The organism is Chenggangzhangella methanolivorans (genome assembly GCF_019797865.1).
Lineage (GTDB): Bacteria > Pseudomonadota > Alphaproteobacteria > Rhizobiales > Methylopilaceae > Methylopila > Methylopila methanolivorans.
This window is the reverse complement of sequence record NZ_CP081869.1, coordinates 408,251-426,103: the sequence shown is the minus strand read 5'-3', so window position 1 is coordinate 426,103 and position 17,853 is coordinate 408,251. Positions and strand designations below refer to the sequence as shown.

17 protein-coding genes are annotated in these 17,853 nt (G+C 64.2%); 9 read left to right on the top strand and 8 right to left on the bottom strand.

What is annotated here, in order from left to right; all coding sequences use genetic code 11:
• Positions 1-307 precede the first annotated feature (307 nt).
• The 7 genes from K6K41_RS02195 to K6K41_RS02165 all read left to right on the top strand — a co-directional run bounded on the left by K6K41_RS02195 (position 308) and on the right by K6K41_RS02165 (position 9,007).
• On the top strand, positions 308-1,240 hold the full coding sequence (locus K6K41_RS02195; protein WP_261403743.1) for a KAP family P-loop NTPase fold protein: 933 nt from the start codon (positions 308-310) through the stop codon (positions 1,238-1,240).
• The gene (locus K6K41_RS02190) at positions 1,170-1,721 is read left to right on the top strand and encodes a P-loop NTPase fold protein (protein ID WP_261403742.1); all 552 of its coding nucleotides are present in this window, start codon (positions 1,170-1,172) and stop codon (positions 1,719-1,721) included. Before K6K41_RS02195 ends, K6K41_RS02190 begins: the two co-directional genes overlap by 71 nt.
• Complete coding sequence (locus tag K6K41_RS02185; RefSeq protein WP_261403741.1) at positions 1,684-2,193, top strand: hypothetical protein; 510 nt, start codon at positions 1,684-1,686, stop codon at positions 2,191-2,193. Before K6K41_RS02190 ends, K6K41_RS02185 begins: the two co-directional genes overlap by 38 nt.
• Positions 2,193-2,981, top strand: coding sequence for a Qat anti-phage system associated protein QatB (qatB, locus tag K6K41_RS29220; RefSeq protein ID WP_315855125.1), 789 nt, complete (start codon positions 2,193-2,195; stop codon positions 2,979-2,981). The genes K6K41_RS02185 and qatB overlap by 1 nt, the downstream gene beginning before the upstream one ends.
• Positions 2,982-3,040: 59 nt before the next feature.
• The gene (gene qatC, locus K6K41_RS02175) at positions 3,041-4,249 is read left to right on the top strand and encodes a Qat anti-phage system QueC-like protein QatC (protein WP_261403739.1); all 1,209 of its coding nucleotides are present in this window, start codon (positions 3,041-3,043) and stop codon (positions 4,247-4,249) included.
• Positions 4,246-4,974: a Qat anti-phage system TatD family nuclease QatD gene (qatD, locus tag K6K41_RS02170; protein ID WP_261403738.1), complete on the top strand. Its 729-nt coding sequence runs from the start codon at positions 4,246-4,248 to the stop codon at positions 4,972-4,974. The genes qatC and qatD overlap by 4 nt, the downstream gene beginning before the upstream one ends.
• 1,102 nt (positions 4,975-6,076) lie before the next feature.
• Entirely contained in the window at positions 6,077-9,007 is a 2,931-nt protein-coding gene (locus K6K41_RS02165) for a site-specific integrase (protein ID WP_261403737.1), read from the top strand.
• Positions 9,008-9,023: 16 nt separating this feature from the next.
• Here K6K41_RS02165 and K6K41_RS02160 read toward each other — a convergent pair whose 3' ends face one another.
• Positions 9,024-9,548: a hypothetical protein gene (locus K6K41_RS02160; protein WP_261403736.1), complete on the bottom strand. Its 525-nt coding sequence runs from the start codon at positions 9,546-9,548 to the stop codon at positions 9,024-9,026.
• 1,013 nt (positions 9,549-10,561) lie between these two features.
• On the opposite strand from K6K41_RS02160, the gene serA reads away from it, so the two are divergent.
• The gene (gene serA / locus K6K41_RS02155) at positions 10,562-11,824 is read left to right on the top strand and encodes a phosphoglycerate dehydrogenase (RefSeq protein WP_261405618.1); all 1,263 of its coding nucleotides are present in this window, start codon (positions 10,562-10,564) and stop codon (positions 11,822-11,824) included.
• Between the two features lie 240 nt (positions 11,825-12,064).
• Here serA and K6K41_RS02150 read toward each other — a convergent pair whose 3' ends face one another.
• The 7 genes from K6K41_RS02150 to K6K41_RS02120 form a co-directional block, all read right to left on the bottom strand.
• Positions 12,065-12,223, bottom strand: a complete 159-nt coding sequence (locus K6K41_RS02150; protein WP_261403735.1) for a hypothetical protein — start codon at positions 12,221-12,223, stop codon at positions 12,065-12,067.
• A gap of 258 nt (positions 12,224-12,481) precedes the next feature.
• Complete coding sequence (locus K6K41_RS02145; RefSeq protein ID WP_261403734.1) at positions 12,482-12,793, bottom strand: hypothetical protein; 312 nt, start codon at positions 12,791-12,793, stop codon at positions 12,482-12,484.
• A gap of 76 nt (positions 12,794-12,869) precedes the next feature.
• Entirely contained in the window at positions 12,870-13,061 is a 192-nt protein-coding gene (locus K6K41_RS02140; RefSeq protein ID WP_261403733.1) for a hypothetical protein, read from the bottom strand.
• Between the two features lie 291 nt (positions 13,062-13,352).
• On the bottom strand, positions 13,353-13,988 hold the full coding sequence (locus K6K41_RS02135; RefSeq protein WP_261403732.1) for an ATP-dependent metallopeptidase FtsH/Yme1/Tma family protein: 636 nt from the start codon (positions 13,986-13,988) through the stop codon (positions 13,353-13,355).
• Complete coding sequence (locus K6K41_RS02130) at positions 13,960-15,426, bottom strand: ATP-binding protein (protein ID WP_261403731.1); 1,467 nt, start codon at positions 15,424-15,426, stop codon at positions 13,960-13,962. The genes K6K41_RS02135 and K6K41_RS02130 overlap by 29 nt, the downstream gene beginning before the upstream one ends.
• A 41-nt stretch (positions 15,427-15,467) precedes the next feature.
• On the bottom strand, positions 15,468-16,649 hold the full coding sequence (locus K6K41_RS02125; protein ID WP_261403730.1) for a GIY-YIG nuclease family protein: 1,182 nt from the start codon (positions 16,647-16,649) through the stop codon (positions 15,468-15,470).
• A 148-nt stretch (positions 16,650-16,797) separates the two neighbouring features.
• Complete coding sequence (locus K6K41_RS02120) at positions 16,798-17,118, bottom strand: hypothetical protein (protein ID WP_261403729.1); 321 nt, start codon at positions 17,116-17,118, stop codon at positions 16,798-16,800.
• A 208-nt stretch (positions 17,119-17,326) separates the two neighbouring features.
• Between K6K41_RS02120 and K6K41_RS02115 the strand changes: the two genes are divergently transcribed.
• Complete coding sequence (locus tag K6K41_RS02115) at positions 17,327-17,842, top strand: MDR/zinc-dependent alcohol dehydrogenase-like family protein (RefSeq protein WP_261403728.1); 516 nt, start codon at positions 17,327-17,329, stop codon at positions 17,840-17,842.
• The last annotated feature ends 11 nt before the right edge of the window (positions 17,843-17,853 follow it).

The following is a 17,853-nucleotide window of genomic DNA, read 5'->3' as shown; positions in this document are numbered from 1 at the left end:
AGCAATCCTTCGTCGGCGGGTTTCTCGAGCGAATTTCGCCGGGCTCTGAAGGAAGTTTTTCTGCTGACGACGCTGGAATCCGTGTGAGCCATTCCTTCAGCTGGTTTTAATCCATACGCGCGCGTTTGATTCGGCGATGCCTCAACGGCCATGCCGCGAAGGCTTTCGCGCCAGCGCGACGCGCACGAATCCAACATTTTGGCTTGAGGTGTGGACACACCGTGACCTTGAGGCGTGGCGTCTGGCGATTGAAGCCAAGATGCAGGTAGCATGTCCGCGAATAATTCAACTGCTGGGCGATATTGGCATGTGGTCCGACAATGAGACCGACCGCGACTTTCTGAACTTCAAGTATGTCGCCGGCGTCGCAGCCGAGATGATTGCTCAGGCGAATGGGCAGCCGCTGTCCATCGGCGTTTCGGGAAGCTGGGGCGTCGGCAAATCGTCGATGATGCGGCTGCTTGAGGCCGATCTCAAAGCGCGAGAGCGCGAAGATTTCCTGTTCGTGCCGTTCAACCCCTGGCTTTACCAGGGATATGACGACACCCGCGCCGCCTTGATGGAGGTGCTCGCCCGAGCGCTCGTGAGGCACGCCGAAGAATCGAAGACCGTCGTCGAGGGCGGCTTGGAGCGGGCGCGCGGCCTGCTCGGGCGCGTGAACTGGTTCCGTGTGGCCGCAGCTGGAGCAAAGACCGCCGCTTCACTCGCTGTGGGCTTGCCGCCGATAGGGCTGGCCGGAGACGTCTACGACGCCTGGAATGCGTTGACGGACGGCGACATCAGCCAAGCGGACATCGACAAGGCCGATAAGGTGGCTGCCGCCGGCGCCGAAGCCGGAAAGGGCGCGCTCAAAGACGCCAAGCCAAAAGCGCTTCCGACGCCGCCGAAGGCGATTCAAGACTTCAGAGACGACCTGGAACAGACGCTCGAAAAACTACAGGTCACCCTGGTCGTGCTGATCGACGACCTGGACCGCTGCCTGCCGCCGATCACCATCGCGACGCTCGAGGCGATGCGCCTGTTCCTGTTCCTCAAGCGAACGGCGTTCGTGATCGCGGCCGACGACAACATGATCCGCTCGGCAGTGAAAATCCACTTTCAAGACGTCAGCCTCGACGAGGATCTGGTCACCAACTATTTCGACAAGCTGATCCCAGGTTCCACTTCGCGTGCCTCCGCTCGGCACGCAGGACGTCAGGGCCTACCTCTTCCTGTTATTTATCGAAAACAGCGCGATTGAGGTGAAAAAAAAGGAAGAATTACGGGCCACCATAAGCAAACGTCTTGGCGAAAGTTGGCAAGGCAAGCGCGTCGATCGCGCGTTTCTCAAAGAAGTTCTAAAATCATGTCCTTCTGAGCTTGAGTCGCAGCTCGATCTCGCGGATCGCATCGCCCCGCTGATGACGAGCGCGAGCAACATCGCCGGCAACCCGCGCCTCATCAAACGCTTCCTGAACACGCTTTCGATCCGGCGCTCGATCGCAAAGGCGCAGGGCATCAGTTTCGACGACGCCGCCATGGCGAAGATGCTGCTGTTCGAGCGCGCGGGGGGCCCCCAAGGTCTATGCGCAGCTGCTCGCCGAGATCAACAACAGCGAACATGGCAAGCCGGCGTCGCTTGCGACGCTGGAGAAGGCGGCGCTCAAGGGCTCCGAGGAACTCAAGCTCGAGAAGGAATGGGACGTGCCGTTCGTGCGCGAGTGGCTGACGCTTGCGCCTGAGCTCGCCGATCAGGACCTGCGCGGGCTCGTCTATGTCAGCCGCGAACAGATCCCGATCGTGACGGCCGCAGACCGCCTGTCGAGCGAAGCCGTCGGACTGCTGGAAGGGCTGTCCAAACTCACGACGTCCGCCAGCGCCCAGCTCGCCGAAAGGCTGCGCGCTCTGCCCCCGCACGAACTCTCCGCCATCGTCGAGCGCCTGATCGCGCGCGCCCGCAGCGTGACGACCTGGGGCGCGCCGCCGATCCTTCATGCCTTCCTCACCATCGCCAAGGTCGACGGCGCGCACCGGGCCACGATCGCGCGCTTCCTGAAAGACGTGCCCGCGGCCCAACGCTCGACCCCGATCGTTCCGTTGCTGGGCGGCGAGGCCTGGGCGGCGGACGTGCTCAGCGCCTGGGCGGCCGACAAGGACACGAAGGAACCGGTGAAGAAGGCGATCGCCACGGCGTCGCGAAAGGCCGGCGGCTGATGGGAACATCGAGTTCGAGCAAGGGACCCGGCGCGGGAGTGGCTCTCGTGCCGGGCTGGGTCGATCCGGCGCCTGCGCCCGCGAACGCGCCCCCGCCGGCGCCACCCGCAGTCGCCCCGCCGCGCAGATTCCAGTCGGCGCGGCGCAACCTCGGCGGGTTCGCAGCAAGCGGCGACGCAGGCCGACTGAGACAGGGGCTCGGACATTACGTCCGCACAGGACTTGGCGGCTCGGCGTCCGCCACGTCGCGAATGGCGGGGACGTCACGGACTGCGGGACGGCTCTACGACACGCTCAGCTCCTTAAGCGGCGGCGGCGCGCCGCCTGCGGACGTATCGCTCGATCCCGCGTCGCTTGCGGGTCTGTCGCAGGGTGAGATCGCGGATCGGCTGGCGGACGCGATCAGGCCTGTCGACGGCGCCCAGGACAGCGAAGCGGCCCGCGACGCGCTCTCACGGGCATTGTCGGAACTGCTGAGCGAACAGCCAGACGTCGACCTCACCAATCTCGACGCCGCGCAGATGGAAAGCGTGGTCGAAGGCTATGTCGGTCACGACCTCGCCCACCGGATTGAGCTGGACGTCGGAGCGGCGGTCTACTCCAGAGCGCCGAGCATTCCCGAAGGCGTGGAACGCATGCAGGAAATGCAGGACTACGTCCGCCAGGCGGTCGCGGCGGCGTTTCGCGCCCGTCGGGAGCTCGGCGAGCGAATGACGGCCGGGACGGCGGGGCGACTGACCGCCACCGTGCTGCGCGACACCTTCGAAGTCTTCGAGTCCTATCTATGAAACGGGTTGTCTGCGCCCCAAACGGTACGCCCGGCGTCCCCATCGGCGACGTTCGTTACGTGCTCTACAACTATGGCTCGCGCCCCGGCGAAGGCGGCGTCGGCGCTCGGTTGATCGATGAGATCCGGACCATGGGTCTGTCGGCGGGCCAGAAAGCCTGGGATTTTTCCTGTCGATCGCTGGCGGTCCTGGCCGCGGACGAGGGAATCACCCGCTCCGACAGCCCGGACGGCTGGACGCGCGAGATCACGCTGACCGTCGCGGTCGCCGACGCCGGTTTCTGGGCGACGCAGGCAGCCTCGCTCGCGCAGGCCCTTCGCTTCCTGACGACTGACATCTGGGCGCTCGACTTCATTGAAGGCGGCGTCCAGCCGGCGCCGCTTCGCAACCGGGCGGCTCGGCCAGAAACGGTCGTGTCGCTCCTGTCCGGCGGCATGGACAGCCTGATTGGCGCGATCGATCTCGTCGCCCAGGGCGAGACCCCGCTGTTCGTCAGCCAGGTCGCCAAGGGCGACAAAGCCAACCAGATCGAGTTCGCAAGCCGAATTTCGCCGCGTTCGCTTCACGCCCAGCTCAACCACAAGGCGGTTCACCCCGTGATCTCCGAGCGCTCACAACGGGCTCGGTCGATCATCTTCTTTGCCTTCGGCGCGTTGGCGGCCGAAAGCCTGACTGGCCGCGCCGGCCGCGTCGACCTGATCGTGCCTGAGAATGGCTACATCAGCATCAATCCTCCGCTGACGCCGCTCAGGCTCGGGTCTCTCAGCACGCGCACGACGCATCCGTATTACCTGCAGGCGCTCCAGCGCGTCCTGGACGCGGCGGATCTGCGGGCGGTGCTGCGCAACCCGTATCAGCTCAAGACCAAGGGCGAGATGCTTACGGAGTGCCTGACTCCTGCTCTGCTGGCGGATCTGGTCGGCCGTTCGACGAGCTGCGGGCGATACGCGCGCTCCGGCTTCCGCCAATGCGGCAGATGCGTTCCCTGCCTCGTGCGACGCGCGTCGTTTCATGCGGCGGGGCAAGTTGATCCGACAGGGCGTTATCGCTACGACGACCTGTCCCTTCCGGGGCGCGCCCATCGGGATTTCGACGATGTCCGCGCTGTCGCCTACGCCTGGCGGGTGATACAGACCGACGGCTTCGACGCGTGGCTCGGCGGCGCGCTGAACTCTGCAGTCAATCCCGACGCCGATGGCTTGCGTAAGACCGTCAGACGGGGCGTAACCGAACTGGGGGAATTCATCTCCAACCGTCTCGACCCGTGATCGATTTTCATTGCCACATAGACCTCTACAGTGATCCAGCGGCCGTCCTGAACGAGGCGGAGACGCGAGGCGTCTACGTGCTCGCGGTGACGACCACACCGAAGGCTTGGGCGGGCAACCTGAAGCTGGTGGCGGGCCGTCGGCGCGTCAGGTTGGGGCTCGGCTTCCATCCCGAACTGGTTGAAACTCGTTATTCCGAGATCGCGCTGTTCGAACATCTGGTGCCGGAAGCCAGATACATCGGCGAAGTCGGTCTCGACGGAAGTCCTGAGCACTCCGCTGGATTCGATCGCCAGCGCAAGATTTTCGAACGGATACTCCGGGCCAGTTCGATGGCCGGTGGCCGGGTGCTGAGCCTCCATTCGCGGCGAGCCGCGGGCGCCGTAATGGACTGCCTGGATCGGTTTCCAGACGCCGGGACGGCGATCCTGCACTGGTTCTCCGGGGACCGCTCCGAACTCGACCGTGCGATCCGCCGCGGGTGCTGGTTCAGCGTGGGCCCGTCGATGTTAACGAGCGCGAAGGGCATGGCGTTGGCGAAAGCCATGCCGAGGGACCGTGTGCTGACCGAAACCGACGCGCCATTCGCGCGGATCAAGGGCCGTCCGCTCAATCCATGGGATGTGGACGGGGCATACGTGCTTCTGGCTGAGGCTTGGGGCTGTGACGTCGAAACGGCGAGGGGCACGATACGGGAGAACCTTCGAACACTCGGCCGGGGATGAGAGACGATCGCGGGGTAAGGTCGTCGGACGCCTGGGAAGATCGCCCGCGCGCTCGTAACGGGTAATCCTTCCAAGCCCTTCATTTTCTTGGCGTGATGGTGCCCCATCGTCTTATCAAACCTTTCGCAAATAAAGGATTCGTTCCGCCAACGACGTGTCGTGACAAGGATTATAAGTCACTGAATTAATTGAGTTTTTTTAAAAATTTGCTTGACCGGTGCCCCGGCTTGCGCTGCGATCATCAGGCTTGGCGGGAGGCCAAGCCTGATGGAGGGCGACGTGAGCATCGAGCACCCAAGATCGAGAAACCGAGGATCAAGCGTTGATAATCCGCTGTCCCCGAGGGTCGGCCATTCGCAGAATGCGCTGTCGGAGGTCTGCGCAGACGCGGAGGGGCATGGATCCCGTAAAAATGCCGTTGGCTTTAGCGTGCCTCAAGAACCAGCTCGCATCGCGACGGCTTCTGGTCACCTCGGATTCCACGAAACAATTTTTGATTGTGGTAACGACGCGAGTTATGATCGAGGCTGGGTCGTCCTTCAAGCCCGTCCGGAATGGCGATGGAATGCTGTCCCAACATTCAGGGATTTACTGTATCTTCCATTCTTGAATGAGGGATTCGGTTTCGTTTCGAAGGCTCCTACACCGACACAGTGGTCAGGTGTTGAGGCGCCGCTTCCGGAGCCCAGAAACGACTCGTCGGGCAACGGGTCCAAGACCCCCAGCGGTTCCGACCGAAACGTTAACCTCAATTTGAGGTTGTGCTTGACGGGCGTGGCCGAAGACGCCTGCAAGCCCCATTTTCTCGGTCTGACAGCCGGGGTTCACCATCATGCATGAGGCCGCCGCCGCCGGTCGCGCCGCGACCGGAAACGCCATCCTTTCGTCCACGCGTGGCGCGTCCCCGGCCGGACCGCAAGACCTCAAGCAGGTGAGGGCGGACATGTCCGCCTGGCGACGCCTGAAGCCCGGCTTGATCAAAAGCACCGGAACGGCGGCACGTCTTCGCGCGACGCTGACGGCCTGGGCGGCGACCGCGGTCATGCCTGAGCTCGCCACCGACGCCAGGACCGCCTGCGCCTATCTCGCCGCCCAGCGACTGGTGATCCACCTGCCGGAAGCCGAAGTCGCCGCGACATGCGCGGCGCTTGCAGCGCTTGCAGGCGACGCGGTCGCGCAGACGACCGTCAGGGCGCGCCTTTCGCACGCCGCGGTCCATGATCCCGTCGCGCGCGACGTGCTCGGCGCCTGGATCAGGCGCGACCGCCATGTCGCGCGCTCGAGCCGATGCGCACGCGAGGCGGCAGAGGCGGGCCAATCGCCTGACGGCGGCGCGGTCGCGCCGCCGGAGGCAAGTCGAGCAGGGCCGAACTGGACCACCGCACACCCGTCGCAAAGCCACAACCGGATCGTTCATGCGCAAAGCGCCAGCCGCGCCGAAACCTACCGGCAGGCGCTGGAACGCGGGGGGCTGACCCTTCCGCAGCGAAGCTGGGCGGCTGGAGGTCTTCGCGACGCGACGATCGACTGGCAGCAGGTTTCAGCAGAAAGCGGCATCAAGATCGGCTCTCTGCGTCCGAGGATGAAGTGGCGCGTCGTGATCGAAAGCTGGATCCCGGCGCTTGGTCTGGCCGAGCGCGAGCTGCGCCGCTACGACGGTCCAGGCGGAAACCCTGAGTGGTCAGGCGCCAATCGCACGCTGGACCGCGGCGAACGCGAAGCCAAGCTGACGGCCTATCTCCAGCGCCTGCGCGAGCAGGGTCTGCCGCTGCCGGAGCAGGTGACGCTTGGCGGCGGCATCCTGTGGAGGAAGGTGGCCGAGGAAAGCGGCCTGAGCCTAAATTGCTTCCACGCCGCCGGCGGCCGGATGCGGCGTATCGTCGAGCGGTGGGCGCCGGAGCTCGGGACTGGCCCGCGCCGGTCGGCCAGCCTTGGAGACCCGCTGTCGATCGAAGAGCTGGAAATGGTCCTCGACATCGAGCAGCCCCGGCTGCTGCGGCGACGGGGCCTGGACGACAAGGCGGTGCGCAAGGCGATGTCCAATCTGCACTGGGCGTTCCGGATCGCAAGAATTGTCGCAGGCGACTTGGTCGGCGCGCCGGCGAGGCCTGCGTTCGAAACTCTGGCGGCCGACGCCGGAACCAAGGCGACTGTCCGTACCGAAGCCCGGCGTTGTCTCAATGCGCTCGACGAGATCGAGCACGGCGACGGTCTGCCGGCGAGCTATTCGGCGGCGTTCGCTCTCGTCTGCGCTCGCTCGGGCAAGTCGACCCCCGCGATCGCTGCGATGGTTGGCCTGACCGAACGCGCGTTGAGGAACCGGATCGAAAGCGAGATCGGCAGCAATACCCTGATCGCCGAAGCGCAGAAGTTCGAGCGTCTCTTCGGCCTGCCGCCTGCCTGTCTGAGCTCGCGCCTGACGGAACGACGCCGCCGGACGCTGTATGTCGACAGGTCGATGTTCGACGCAGACATCGTCGACGAGGCGACATATCTGAAGATCCGAAAATACGTCCCGCCCGAGTTCACGATCCAGCCGGCTGAAGCCCGCCGGGCGATGCTGATCGAACTGCTGGCCGAGCTCGACCAGCAGACCTCGGCCTATTCGCGCGCGATGCGGATCTACAGACAGACGCCTTACAGGATGACGGCGTTTTCCGAGGCGCTCGCCAGCGAGTGGAACGATTTCATCGAATTCCAGAATACGCTCGCCCGTCGCCTGGACATCCATCGGCGCGGCGGAAAATGGTCCGACGCCACAGTCCTCATCAGAAAGGAGAGGCTGCATGGCTATTTCGGATCGCTCTGCATCCTGGCATCGCCCGACGACCCTGCGGCGCTCGTCCCTCACATGGCGCTCGCCCTGGCGTTGTTTCCGAAGTGCGCCCGCGCGCATCTGGAGCACATGGCGCGCCGCAAGGCGCTGGCCTGGGATGGCGACATGGAGCGGCTGACGGGCGCCGAATTCCATATTCTCGGCGATCTCCAGCGCCTGGTGGAGACCGAGACCGGCTGGCTTCGGCAAAGGCCTGATCTCGGCGATCGCCTGAGACCCGTCTACGGTCTGGTGAGCCAGGAGGAGATCGACACCGCGCTGGCCGACTGGGACGGGGCATGCGATCGCGCCGAACGAGGCTACAAGCGGGAAAAGCGTTCGCTGCGCAGCTTCGTCGAAGAACTGTGCGATCGACATGAAGCCGTGCTGCCCTTTCTCAAACAAGCCAATCCCGCCGTCGCCTTCGCGACATTGATGGAGGGCCTCGCGCAGGACATCGAAAAATGCCTGCCGGGCACGCGCGAGCGCGCGATCGCGCTGCGCAGCGGCGTGCTGGTCGGTATCCTGTCGCAGCTGGGATTGCGGCTCGGGACGCTCTGCGCACTCAATGCGCAAGGGGCCCACACGCATATCATGAAGGTCGACGGCGTCTGGACGCTGCGGATCAGCCGGCACCTATTCAAGAACAAGAACGGTCCGTATTTCGGCGACAAGGACAAGGGGTTCCACGACTATGAGGAAGAGCTCGACGACAGCGACGGCCTGGGGCTCTACGCCATGCTCGACGAGTATTTGCTGGAAGGCGGCCGGGAGGCGTTGAACCCGAAGGGTGTCGCAGACGCGCTGTTCCCGGGCATCATCGAGGGCAAACGCATGCGCAAAACGGCGATCCGCAATCTGATCATCGAGATCACGAGACGCTTTCTTGCGTACAACCCGTTGACGAAGTCCGGCGTCAAGGGCGTTCGACCGTTCGGGCCGCATCCGTTCCGGCACATCCTGGCGACGGCAGTGCTCAAGGCCACCGGCGACAAGCAGACCGCCGCCGACGCGATCCACGACGCAGTCGATACGATCGAACGCTATGTCCGCTATCTGCCAAGCGATAGACGCGACACGCTGAAGGCGGCGCGCCGGTCGATCTTCTCCAGCAGCCCCGAGCGGAAGACGTCGGCCAATGAGCGATCGGGCAAACCGGCCGCTAGCCCTTCAATTTCGCGCCTGGGCGCGCGAGGGCGCGCTCAGACCTCGCGCTGACGGCGGGGGGCGCGGCCTAGCCCCCCGCCGGCTTGGTTGTCTTCGCGCCAGCCTTGACGCCGGGGGCCGCCAACGCGCCCGGCGCCGACGTCGCCGTGGCTCCGAGCTCTCCCAGCGCCTGCTTCACGACCCGCATATGGTCTTCGGCGGTCGTGGCCTGCGCGAGGTGGGCTTTGAGCGCCTTGATCTCGGACTTCAGGCTTGCGTTGGAGGTCGCGAGGCTCAGTCTTACTGCGGAGAGCGCCTTGACCTCGGCGTCCTTCGTCTCGATCACCGCCGACAGTCGCTGGTTGGCCTCGGTCAGATCCGTGTTGGCGGCTTTCTGGCTCTGAAGCTGCGCTTCAAGAGCGCGCTCACGTTCGAGCGAATCCGCTTTGAGCAGCCGATAGCGCCGTTCGGCGGCGGTCCTGACGGTCGCGAAGAACCCCGCGATTTCCGCCCGGTGCCTCATCCACAGCCGCTGCTCCAGGAGCGCGTCGAGCTCCGACAGGTTCTCGCATTCCTCATTCAGCTTCGGCAGATTCTTGTGCGCGGTGCTCATCGAGCCGCCGATGCGCCCCCACGCGTGTATTCATCGTCGCTGACGCCGCACAGTACAGACGAATCAAGAATAGGACTTGAGTATGTTTCCGCAGGGACGTAGGTGACGTCGCCTGATGGCGACCCCACTACCATATGACGGTCGATCTAGGGCACAGAAGCTTCGACAAGCAGAACCGTGGTCTCGAAGAGCGCGGTTATGCAGGGAAACAAAAACTATCTGGACCTTGTAAGTTTCGCCGCGATCAAATCCGCTTCTTCTTTACGCAGCTTTATCATCAAAGTCCCTTCAGGATCTATCGCTATCGAGCCGCTGGGCACTCCAATTACCGCCCACCCAGACAACGACGCAGGATTCAGATTGTGAGCGATAAACCGGTCGTCCGCGGCGCGTGTCTGCTGTTCTTCAGGTGAAATACTTAGTTCGCGCAATGTAGCCACCATCGTTGCGGAAAGCTTGCCGAACCGTAATTTTTGCCGTTGTGCACTGCAAATAGACGAAAGTATAACAAGATCTGGTTGTGGAACATTCAGCTGGGAGGGGGACAATAAGGAGATACGGCCTTCCACTTGACCGCATGTCAAAGCGGCAGCTTCGTAGCTTCAGCCGCCATACTTGCATGAAATCAAATACGATCTTGGCGTTTTCACCGCTGACAGATCAAACACGTGTTCGACCTGGGCCGGCAAACAGTTCAGACAGTGTAAGCGCTAGGTGCCCCGTCCATGCTTTAGATAGACACATCAACGGCTGGCAGTGATTCCGATTGCAATCGGCGTACCTACCCACATCTGCAAACACCACCAAAGTACAAATCGCAGGGCTATCACACAGTAAATCAAATGAATTGTGTAGCATCGGACGCCTGACCAACAAATCTGCTCTATAATAATATTTGTTATATCTGCTATCTCAAGTCCACGCGCGTTTTGCATCGTGATCTATGAGCTGGTATGGACGCGATGCTGCGCTGCAATATGGCGGCTGCGATCCTTTGGCGAGCGCGACCAGACATGAGAGAGACAGGTAGTCGACACGCGTCATCCGACGTAAGCGTCGTTTTGACAGAAAATATTGCGCCTTCAGCGGCCAAAGCATTTTTGCTGGCCGGGTTCGGCGACGTCGTGCGGCTAACGGGCGCAGTCACGCCTGCAAACCAGACAGAGGCGCGCTCGGCGAACGTCCTCGGCATTCGATCTCGGACACGGATCGACATAGGCCTTCTCGACATTGCGTCAGGTCTTTTGGCGGTCGGGTGCTTCAGCGTCGGAACGAACCAGGTCGATCTGGCCGCTGCGCGGGCCCGCGGCATACCCGTCTTCAACGCGCCGTTCTCCAACACGCGCAGCGTCGCCGAACTGACAATCGGCGAGATCGTGATGCTGCTGCGCCGCATCCCGCAACGGTCGATTTCCGCTCATGGCGGAGGCTGGGACAAGTCCGCCGACGGTTCGTTCGAAGTTCGCGGGAAGACGCTGGGGATCGTGGGATACGGCAATATCGGAGCTCAGCTCTCCAACCTCGCCGAGGCCATGGGGATGCGTGTGATCTTCTTCGATCTCACCGACAAGCTCCGCCACGGCAACACCGAGCCGGCTGACAGCCTCGACGCGCTTCTTGCCGCCAGCGATGTCGTCAGCCTGCATGTGCCCGAGACCCCCGCTACGGCCGGACTGATGGACGCCGGAAGGATCGGCGCGATGAAGCCCGGCTCTTGCCTCATCAACAACAGTCGAGGCACGGTCGTAGACCTCGACGCTCTGGCGGACGCCCTACGACGGGGCCACCTGCATGGCGCCGCTGTCGACGTCTTTCCGGTCGAGCCGAAATCGAACAACGAACGCTTCAGGTCTCCGCTTCAAGGACTGGAGAACGTCATTCTCACGCCGCACATCGGCGGCTCGACCGAAGAAGCCCAGGATCGCATCGGCGCCGAAGTCGCGCGCAAGCTGATCGACTACGTGGAGACTGGATCAACACTTGGCGCGGTTAATTTTCCGCAAGTGCAAATTCCGCCGGGAAACGGCGGCGCTCGATTCGTCCATGTTCATCACAACGTTCCGGGCGTGTTGGGACGCATAAACGCCGCCTTCGCAAAGCGGAGCGTGAACGTATCATCTCAGTTTCTTCAGACAGACGGCGATCTGGGCTACGTAGTCATCGAGGCCGATGCAGAACCGGCCGACCAGACTGCGATCCTTCACGATCTTCGCACGATCGAGGGGACGGTTCGCGGGCGGCTGATACGGGATGGCGCGATCGCCAGGTCACGCTGATGTCGGTGCGCGGCGCGATCCATGGGCGTTTTGGGCAGGCTCTAATTCGACAAGGGCGTCGTTCGGCAGATTAGAGCTCAGCGACGTGGACGGAAAGTCCATGCGAACCGCGATCGGGAAAGTGTGGGCGCATCCATCACGGGCGCACCCGAACGGAAAGGGTTGTAATCGAAGAAGTCGCCTTGAGATCTGCGTCCTGATGATGAAGGGCGGCGCCAAGGCGCCGCCCTCCAGATTGCCTCATAGGGGAAGCAGGTAGATCACGCAGTTGCCGGGGGCGAGGAAGGCGCCCGGCGGAAGAAGACGCCAGTACTGGGCGTCTGACGCCAGCCAGTCACGCAGTTCCTGCTTGCCTCCGCGCTCGGCGAGAAGCGACCTCAGGTTGAACGAGAGCTTCACGCCAGGCCGTCCGAGTTCGCCTCGGCGACGAGGGTTGATCCCGGTCTCGATGCACCACAGGACGGCTTCGATGAACGCCTTGCGTGTGGCGAACGACGAGTTGGTTGCGCGACGCAGGGCGGCCGAACGACCGAGCAGTTGGAGAACTGCTCCTCGCTGAGGTTCCAGCGCCTGCCTCGAGCTGGCTGCGGGCCATCTCGAGATAGGCGTCGGAGACTCCGCCCTGGAGCCGCCAGACTTCGCGACAACGCGTGATGATCAACGGGTCGGGCGCGTCGCTTCCCCGTTCGGGCACAGCTCGACCGTCACGTCAAACATGTTGTGCCCCTGGTCGAAGCGCACCAGCACGCGGCGCCAGTTCTGCGTAAGCAGATCCTCGTGCTCCGGGGCGCCGACGAGCGATTTCACGCCATCGATCTCGGCCGCACGCAGTTCAGAGGTGTGAATGCCCGAGTGCTTGCGGACATAGACCTCGTTCTCGCAAACGAAGACCCGGTGGACCTGGTGCGTCTCGTGCCTCTGCTGCACTATGGGCAGGTCGCACGCGCAGCACCGCACCTTACGGCTCAAGTAGTCGACCGAGGCATAAGTGCGCCTGGCCGCGACCTTCCTGGTGCGAACCTCCTCGCTTTGACGCGCAATCGCGTCACGACGCGCTTGCGAGGTGGCGGACCCGAGCGATCGCAGTGTCGAAGAGCGGTTCGCTCTCGTCCCCGTCCTCCTTGCGACCGAAGACGTAGAGGCCGTTGTAGGTCGTGGTCTTGAGGATCTGCTCGATCCCGTAGCCGAGCGTCGCCACCACGATGCCGGCGTTGACGTCGTCGGTGATGCGCGCCACGCCCTTGAACGCCCCGCGGTCGTCGCTGGACCTTGACCCGGTCGCCCTCGATGATTCCGCTGGCGTCGGGCGTCGCGCTGGTTGATCAGCACGAACTGCTCGCCTTGCACGTGATGCTTGTCCGCCATGTTGGCGTAGCAGGTGTTCAGAATGTCCTGCCAGCCGTCGCTGACCCAGGGGTGGGCCGTGACGACGCGCTTGTCACCCACGATCTCGCTGAACAGATCAGGGTGCGTAGCGACCATGTCCTTGCGCCAGTCGCTCATCGCGAGGTTCGTCCCGGGCGCGCCGTCACTGAAGCGGCCCCATGTGAGGTTCGTGCTCCTCGGGCCAGTCGAAGACAGGCGTCTTGACCAGATCGCGCGTCAGCTCCTCGATGCGCTGGCGCGCCAGATAGGTCTCGCGTGCGAGAGCCTCTGCGACCCTTTCAAAGGTGCAGCTGTTCGCCGCCAAGGCGCGCGCGGCCGTCTCCTCCGCCATGCGAAGGCGAGCGCGCACTGCGGACGAGACAAGCGCGAACGCGTTACCGCCGACTACTCGGTCTGGCTCACCGAGATAAAGGGGGCCTTGCTCGCCCAGGCCAAAACTCGCCTCGATCGCGGTCGCCACGTGCGTCGCGAGCGCGATGTCGCTGTCGCGCGATCCGCCCGAACCGCTGCGGATCTCGCCATAGACGAGCCGTTCGGCGATGCGGCCGGCGAGCGCCTGTGCGATCATCGCGGTCAGCCCCTCGACCGTGTGATCGGTCAGGTCCTGTAGAATTTCGGTGTGACCGCCGTCCGAGGTGATCGCCGCGCTGCCGACACGGCACACCCCGAGCGCCAGAGTCACCACGACGTGCCCGGCTTCGTGGAACGCGACGCGACGGCGTACGCCCGGGGCGAAGTCCGGCTTGCCGTCACGGATCGCATCCAGGACGTCGTCCAACGTCACCTTTCGACGACCGACGCGACGCCCGTTGGCGTAAGCCCGCCGAATCCAGGCCGCCAAATCGGCGGGGGTGGCGCCAAGCCGCAACGCCCGCTTCGCGCAGACCGGCGTCGTCGAGCTCGCCCTGCAGATGATGACGGGCGACGCCCATGAGCTCGTCCAGCTCCGGCAGTCGAAGCGTCACGATTCGGTCGAGACGTCCCGAACGACGCAGAGCCGGGTCGATCCGGTCCGGATGGTTGGTGGCGCCGAGTACAAAAACGCCATCGCGGTTTTCGGCCCCGTCAAGACATTCCAGCAATGCGTTCACCACTTGGGACGAGTAGTCCCGATGATCGGCGGTGAACGTCGTCCGGTCGCCGAAACTGTCAATCTCGTCGATGAACCACACGGCGGGCGCTCTCCGCCGTGCGTCGGCGAAGCTGCGGCGCATCGCAGCGAGCGTGTGGCCCAGGTGACCTTCGCGGCTGCTTTGCCAGACCGCCAGCGATCCGGAGATCAGCGGAACATCCGCCGTCGCGGCGAATGCCTTGGCGAAAAACGTCTTTCCCGTTCCTGGCGCGCCGACGAGCAACAGACCTCGGTCGACGACGCTCCACGAGAGTTCGCCTGCGGCGAACGCCTTGAGATCTGCTGCGATCGCCATGCCGATGTCCCGCGCAGCGCCGAATCCCGACAGGCGATCCAGCGTCTCGGCGGAAGCCGGAGGCGTCGCGCGGCGACGCACCAGTTCCTCGACCCGCGCGACCATCAGATCCGCCACGCGCGACCCTCGCGCCGCGATCTGAAGGTCAATGGCGCGCACGTCTTGAACAAGGTCGCAAGCCACGTCTCGCGACGGCCCGGCGCCGCAGATCGCTTCGACGGTCGCCGCCAGGCGCGGGCCATCCATCCCGCCGAGCTCGATGCGCCAATCGGCTGCACGGACGAGATCGGGATTGAGCTGCCGTTCGGGATCGGCGGCCAGCGCGACGATCACGGCGCGGTTCTCCAACGCGTTCGTCAGCGCCTCGTCATTGGCGTCGCGGCGGACGCTGTCGCCTCCGCTACGGAAGATTACATAGGCGCGTTCGCTTGACGGCTCGATAGAGCCCGAACGCAGCCGAGCCTGACTGAGCTTGACGCAGCCGTTCAGCAGACAAGTGGAGACCGCGCGTTCGAGCGGCTCGACCAGTTCGTCGACGCCTGTCGTGATGCAGACGATCGGCGAGCCACCGCGAAACTGCCGAAGCAGCTCGGGGAAAGGCGAGATCGCGAATGCAAGATGGACGGCCGCAACGACGGTGTCGACGCGTGGCTGCGCGACCGGCTCTTTCTTCGGAACATCGACGCCGTCGACGTCGCTGGTCCCGCTCGCCTTTTCAAAAAGAAGCGCCACGAACTCGCGAGCCAGTCGACGAGGATCGACCGGCCGCTTGCGGGAGCCTGCCGTCATGATCTTACCGCCGTCTGTCGTTTTCGAAGACCGTCCAGCCGTCACGTTGCGTCACCCGTCTCGCCAGGCGAGGCGCTGCCCAGACGCGCAGCCCGGCTCGAGATCAGTCCGACGTCGCGGAGCGATCGGCAGAAATGATCGAACACGTCGGCGGCGGCGTTGCCCGCCAGCGCGCAGGCCAGCAACGCGGACATCACGAGATCGAGCTTGATCGACAGCTGGCGCGCGCGCGGCGCTACGGACCATGCCATCGCGATGGCCGCCGGCGCATAGCCGCGCGCCGCGCGCGGCCAGTCGGGCTCCTTCATGATGCTGACGCTGGCGAAAGCGCGTCGGATGTCTATCGGACGAGCGCGCCGCAGGACGTGCACGTCATGGCTGCGCCAGAAGTCCAGGGGCAGGGCTAACTGCGATCGAGCCCCCCGCAGCGGCGGGCGATCCCAAAGCTGGAGCTGACCGCGCGTCGAGCCCAGCACGAAAGCGGTCATCATCGAAGCTGACCGAAAGACGAGGTCGCTGGTCAGTCTGCCCGTGTCGGGCGAGAGCTCTTCTATCAGCCCGGCGAAGCGCGCCTCGAACCGAGCCATCAGCGCGCCGGATGGCATCGACTGCGTCGCCTTGAGCAAAATCTCGCTCCCGGCCTTGAGGATCGCCGGCTGCGGAACGACGCCAAGTTCTTCGTCCATGACGCTCGCAAACTGCACTGACCGTGCCCGAACCGGCCGATCGAGCCGTTTTTCCACCCCGCCAGAGGTCGGCACGAGCGCGGCGTAGACGCCATGCTCGACCGGCATCGATGGCCCGGCCGCAAGCGCCTGAAGAGACAGCAGTCGCAACGCCGGCTCGGACCGCGCGATCAGCATCGCCGCGGCGCCGGCGAAGGCGCGCCAGCCGACATAGCGTTCGAACGACGCGCATCGACCGCTGGGCAGTTGACGGTTGAGCTGGGGCAGGGCGCTGAACTGCGCGATCAGCAAGCGCTCGACGAGCCGCGCCTCGTCGGGACTGACATCGCCCCCTCCAGTCACGGCGTAGGCCCTGACGTTCGATGCGAACTCGTGAAGCCGAGGGTGCGCCTTGAGTCGCCGTCGCAAATCGCTGGCGCTGCCGACGTAAAGCTCGGAATTGGTCCCAAGAGCGTCGCAGATCAGCACATAGACGCCGATCGCGGATCCCTCAAGGCTCGAGAGCTTGAAGGGGCGGCTGCATAGCGCTTCGACCACCGGCTGACCGACCTGAAGCGTGAGCGTTTGGGCGGTCGTGCCGCCAGGAGTAGCTTTCATCGTCGCGTCCGTTCGATCCCGGTCATGCAGATGCGTCGCCGCGCGGCCGCGGCCGCGTCGAACGATCAGCGCTCTTGGTCAAGAGTCGTCAGGGTTCGAACGAGCGAAGAACGACGTGCGCGTCCGGGCTGAAGTCCTGACCGGACACGAAGGAGGCAAGGCCCTCGTCGATCAGGGCGACGACGGCCGACAGCGGGCGGGGATGGACGGGAATCGCGGCGATGAGCGCCTCAAGGGTGGCGAAGCCGTCGTGCTGGAGAATTTCGAGCAGCAGTCGGCGCGTGACGGGCGTGAGCCATGCGCTGCCGTTGGGCGCAACTCCATCGCTGCCATGGACGGAGTGGTGCAGGAAAGTCAGAGATTCGGGATTGCAAGCGAGCGCGGGCTCGCCGAAAAGGCCAGCAGCCATGACGGTCGGATCCTGTCCAAGCAGGTTTCGCCATCATGGTCAGGGCGTCGGCGGCTGCTTCCAACAGCTGCCGGCGTCCGCTTGTTATGCGGACGGCCCGTTCCCAAAAGCGAAAACCGTAGTCGCGGCATGATCGCCGCCGTCGAAAACTGTAATTAGGCCCCCAACCCGTCAAGCACGCAGCCGCCCGTAAATGCGATCACGGTTAATGCCGTGCCTGCCGGTCGTTCAGGATCGCGGGAGGCATTTGGGATCGTATAATGGCGAAAAGGGCGTCGTCGAAAAGGCTCTTGCCGGATCGAGCGTGAAGGCGGGCGATCGGGTCGTCGGCCTGAAATTCGAAGGGGCGTGGGCGGAGCGTGTCGCGGTTCCCGAAAGCTTCATTGCGTCGATGCCGGATCAGGTCAGTTTCGAGCATGCATCGACGCTGCCGGTCGCCGGACTGACGGCTGCGATCGCTCTCGCCACGAAGCCGTTGAAGCCGGGCGACGGGGCGCTCATCACCGCCGCGACAGGCGGTGTCGGCACGTTCGCAATTCAGCTCGCCGCCAAAGCTCAAGCTCACGTCGTTGCGTTCGCGCGTTGCGAAAGCGACGCTCCACGTCTCGTTGCTCTCGGCGCGCATGAGGTGGCAGCCAGCATCAACGACGCCAAGCGGCTGGGTCCCTATGACCTGATCCTTGAAGGCGTCGGAGGCGCGCTGCTCGGACATGCGCTGTCATAGCTTGCGGCGCG

What these genes read in the sequence shown, in the direction of transcription:
- K6K41_RS02195 (WP_261403743.1), top strand. Translation starts at nt 308, where the DNA reads ATGTGGTCCGACAATGAGACCGACCGCGACTTTCTGAACTTCAAGTAT.
- qatB (WP_315855125.1), top strand. Translation starts at nt 2,193, where the DNA reads ATGGGAACATCGAGTTCGAGCAAGGGACCCGGCGCGGGAGTGGCTCTC.
- K6K41_RS02160 (WP_261403736.1), bottom strand. Translation starts at nt 9,548, where the DNA reads ATGAGCACCGCGCACAAGAATCTGCCGAAGCTGAATGAGGAATGCGAG.
- serA (WP_261405618.1), top strand. Translation starts at nt 10,562, where the DNA reads ATGAGAGAGACAGGTAGTCGACACGCGTCATCCGACGTAAGCGTCGTT.
- K6K41_RS02130 (WP_261403731.1), bottom strand. Translation starts at nt 15,426, where the DNA reads ATGACGGCAGGCTCCCGCAAGCGGCCGGTCGATCCTCGTCGACTGGCT.
- K6K41_RS02120 (WP_261403729.1), bottom strand. Translation starts at nt 17,118, where the DNA reads ATGGCTGCTGGCCTTTTCGGCGAGCCCGCGCTCGCTTGCAATCCCGAA.
- K6K41_RS02115 (WP_261403728.1), top strand. Translation starts at nt 17,327, where the DNA reads ATGCCGTGCCTGCCGGTCGTTCAGGATCGCGGGAGGCATTTGGGATCG.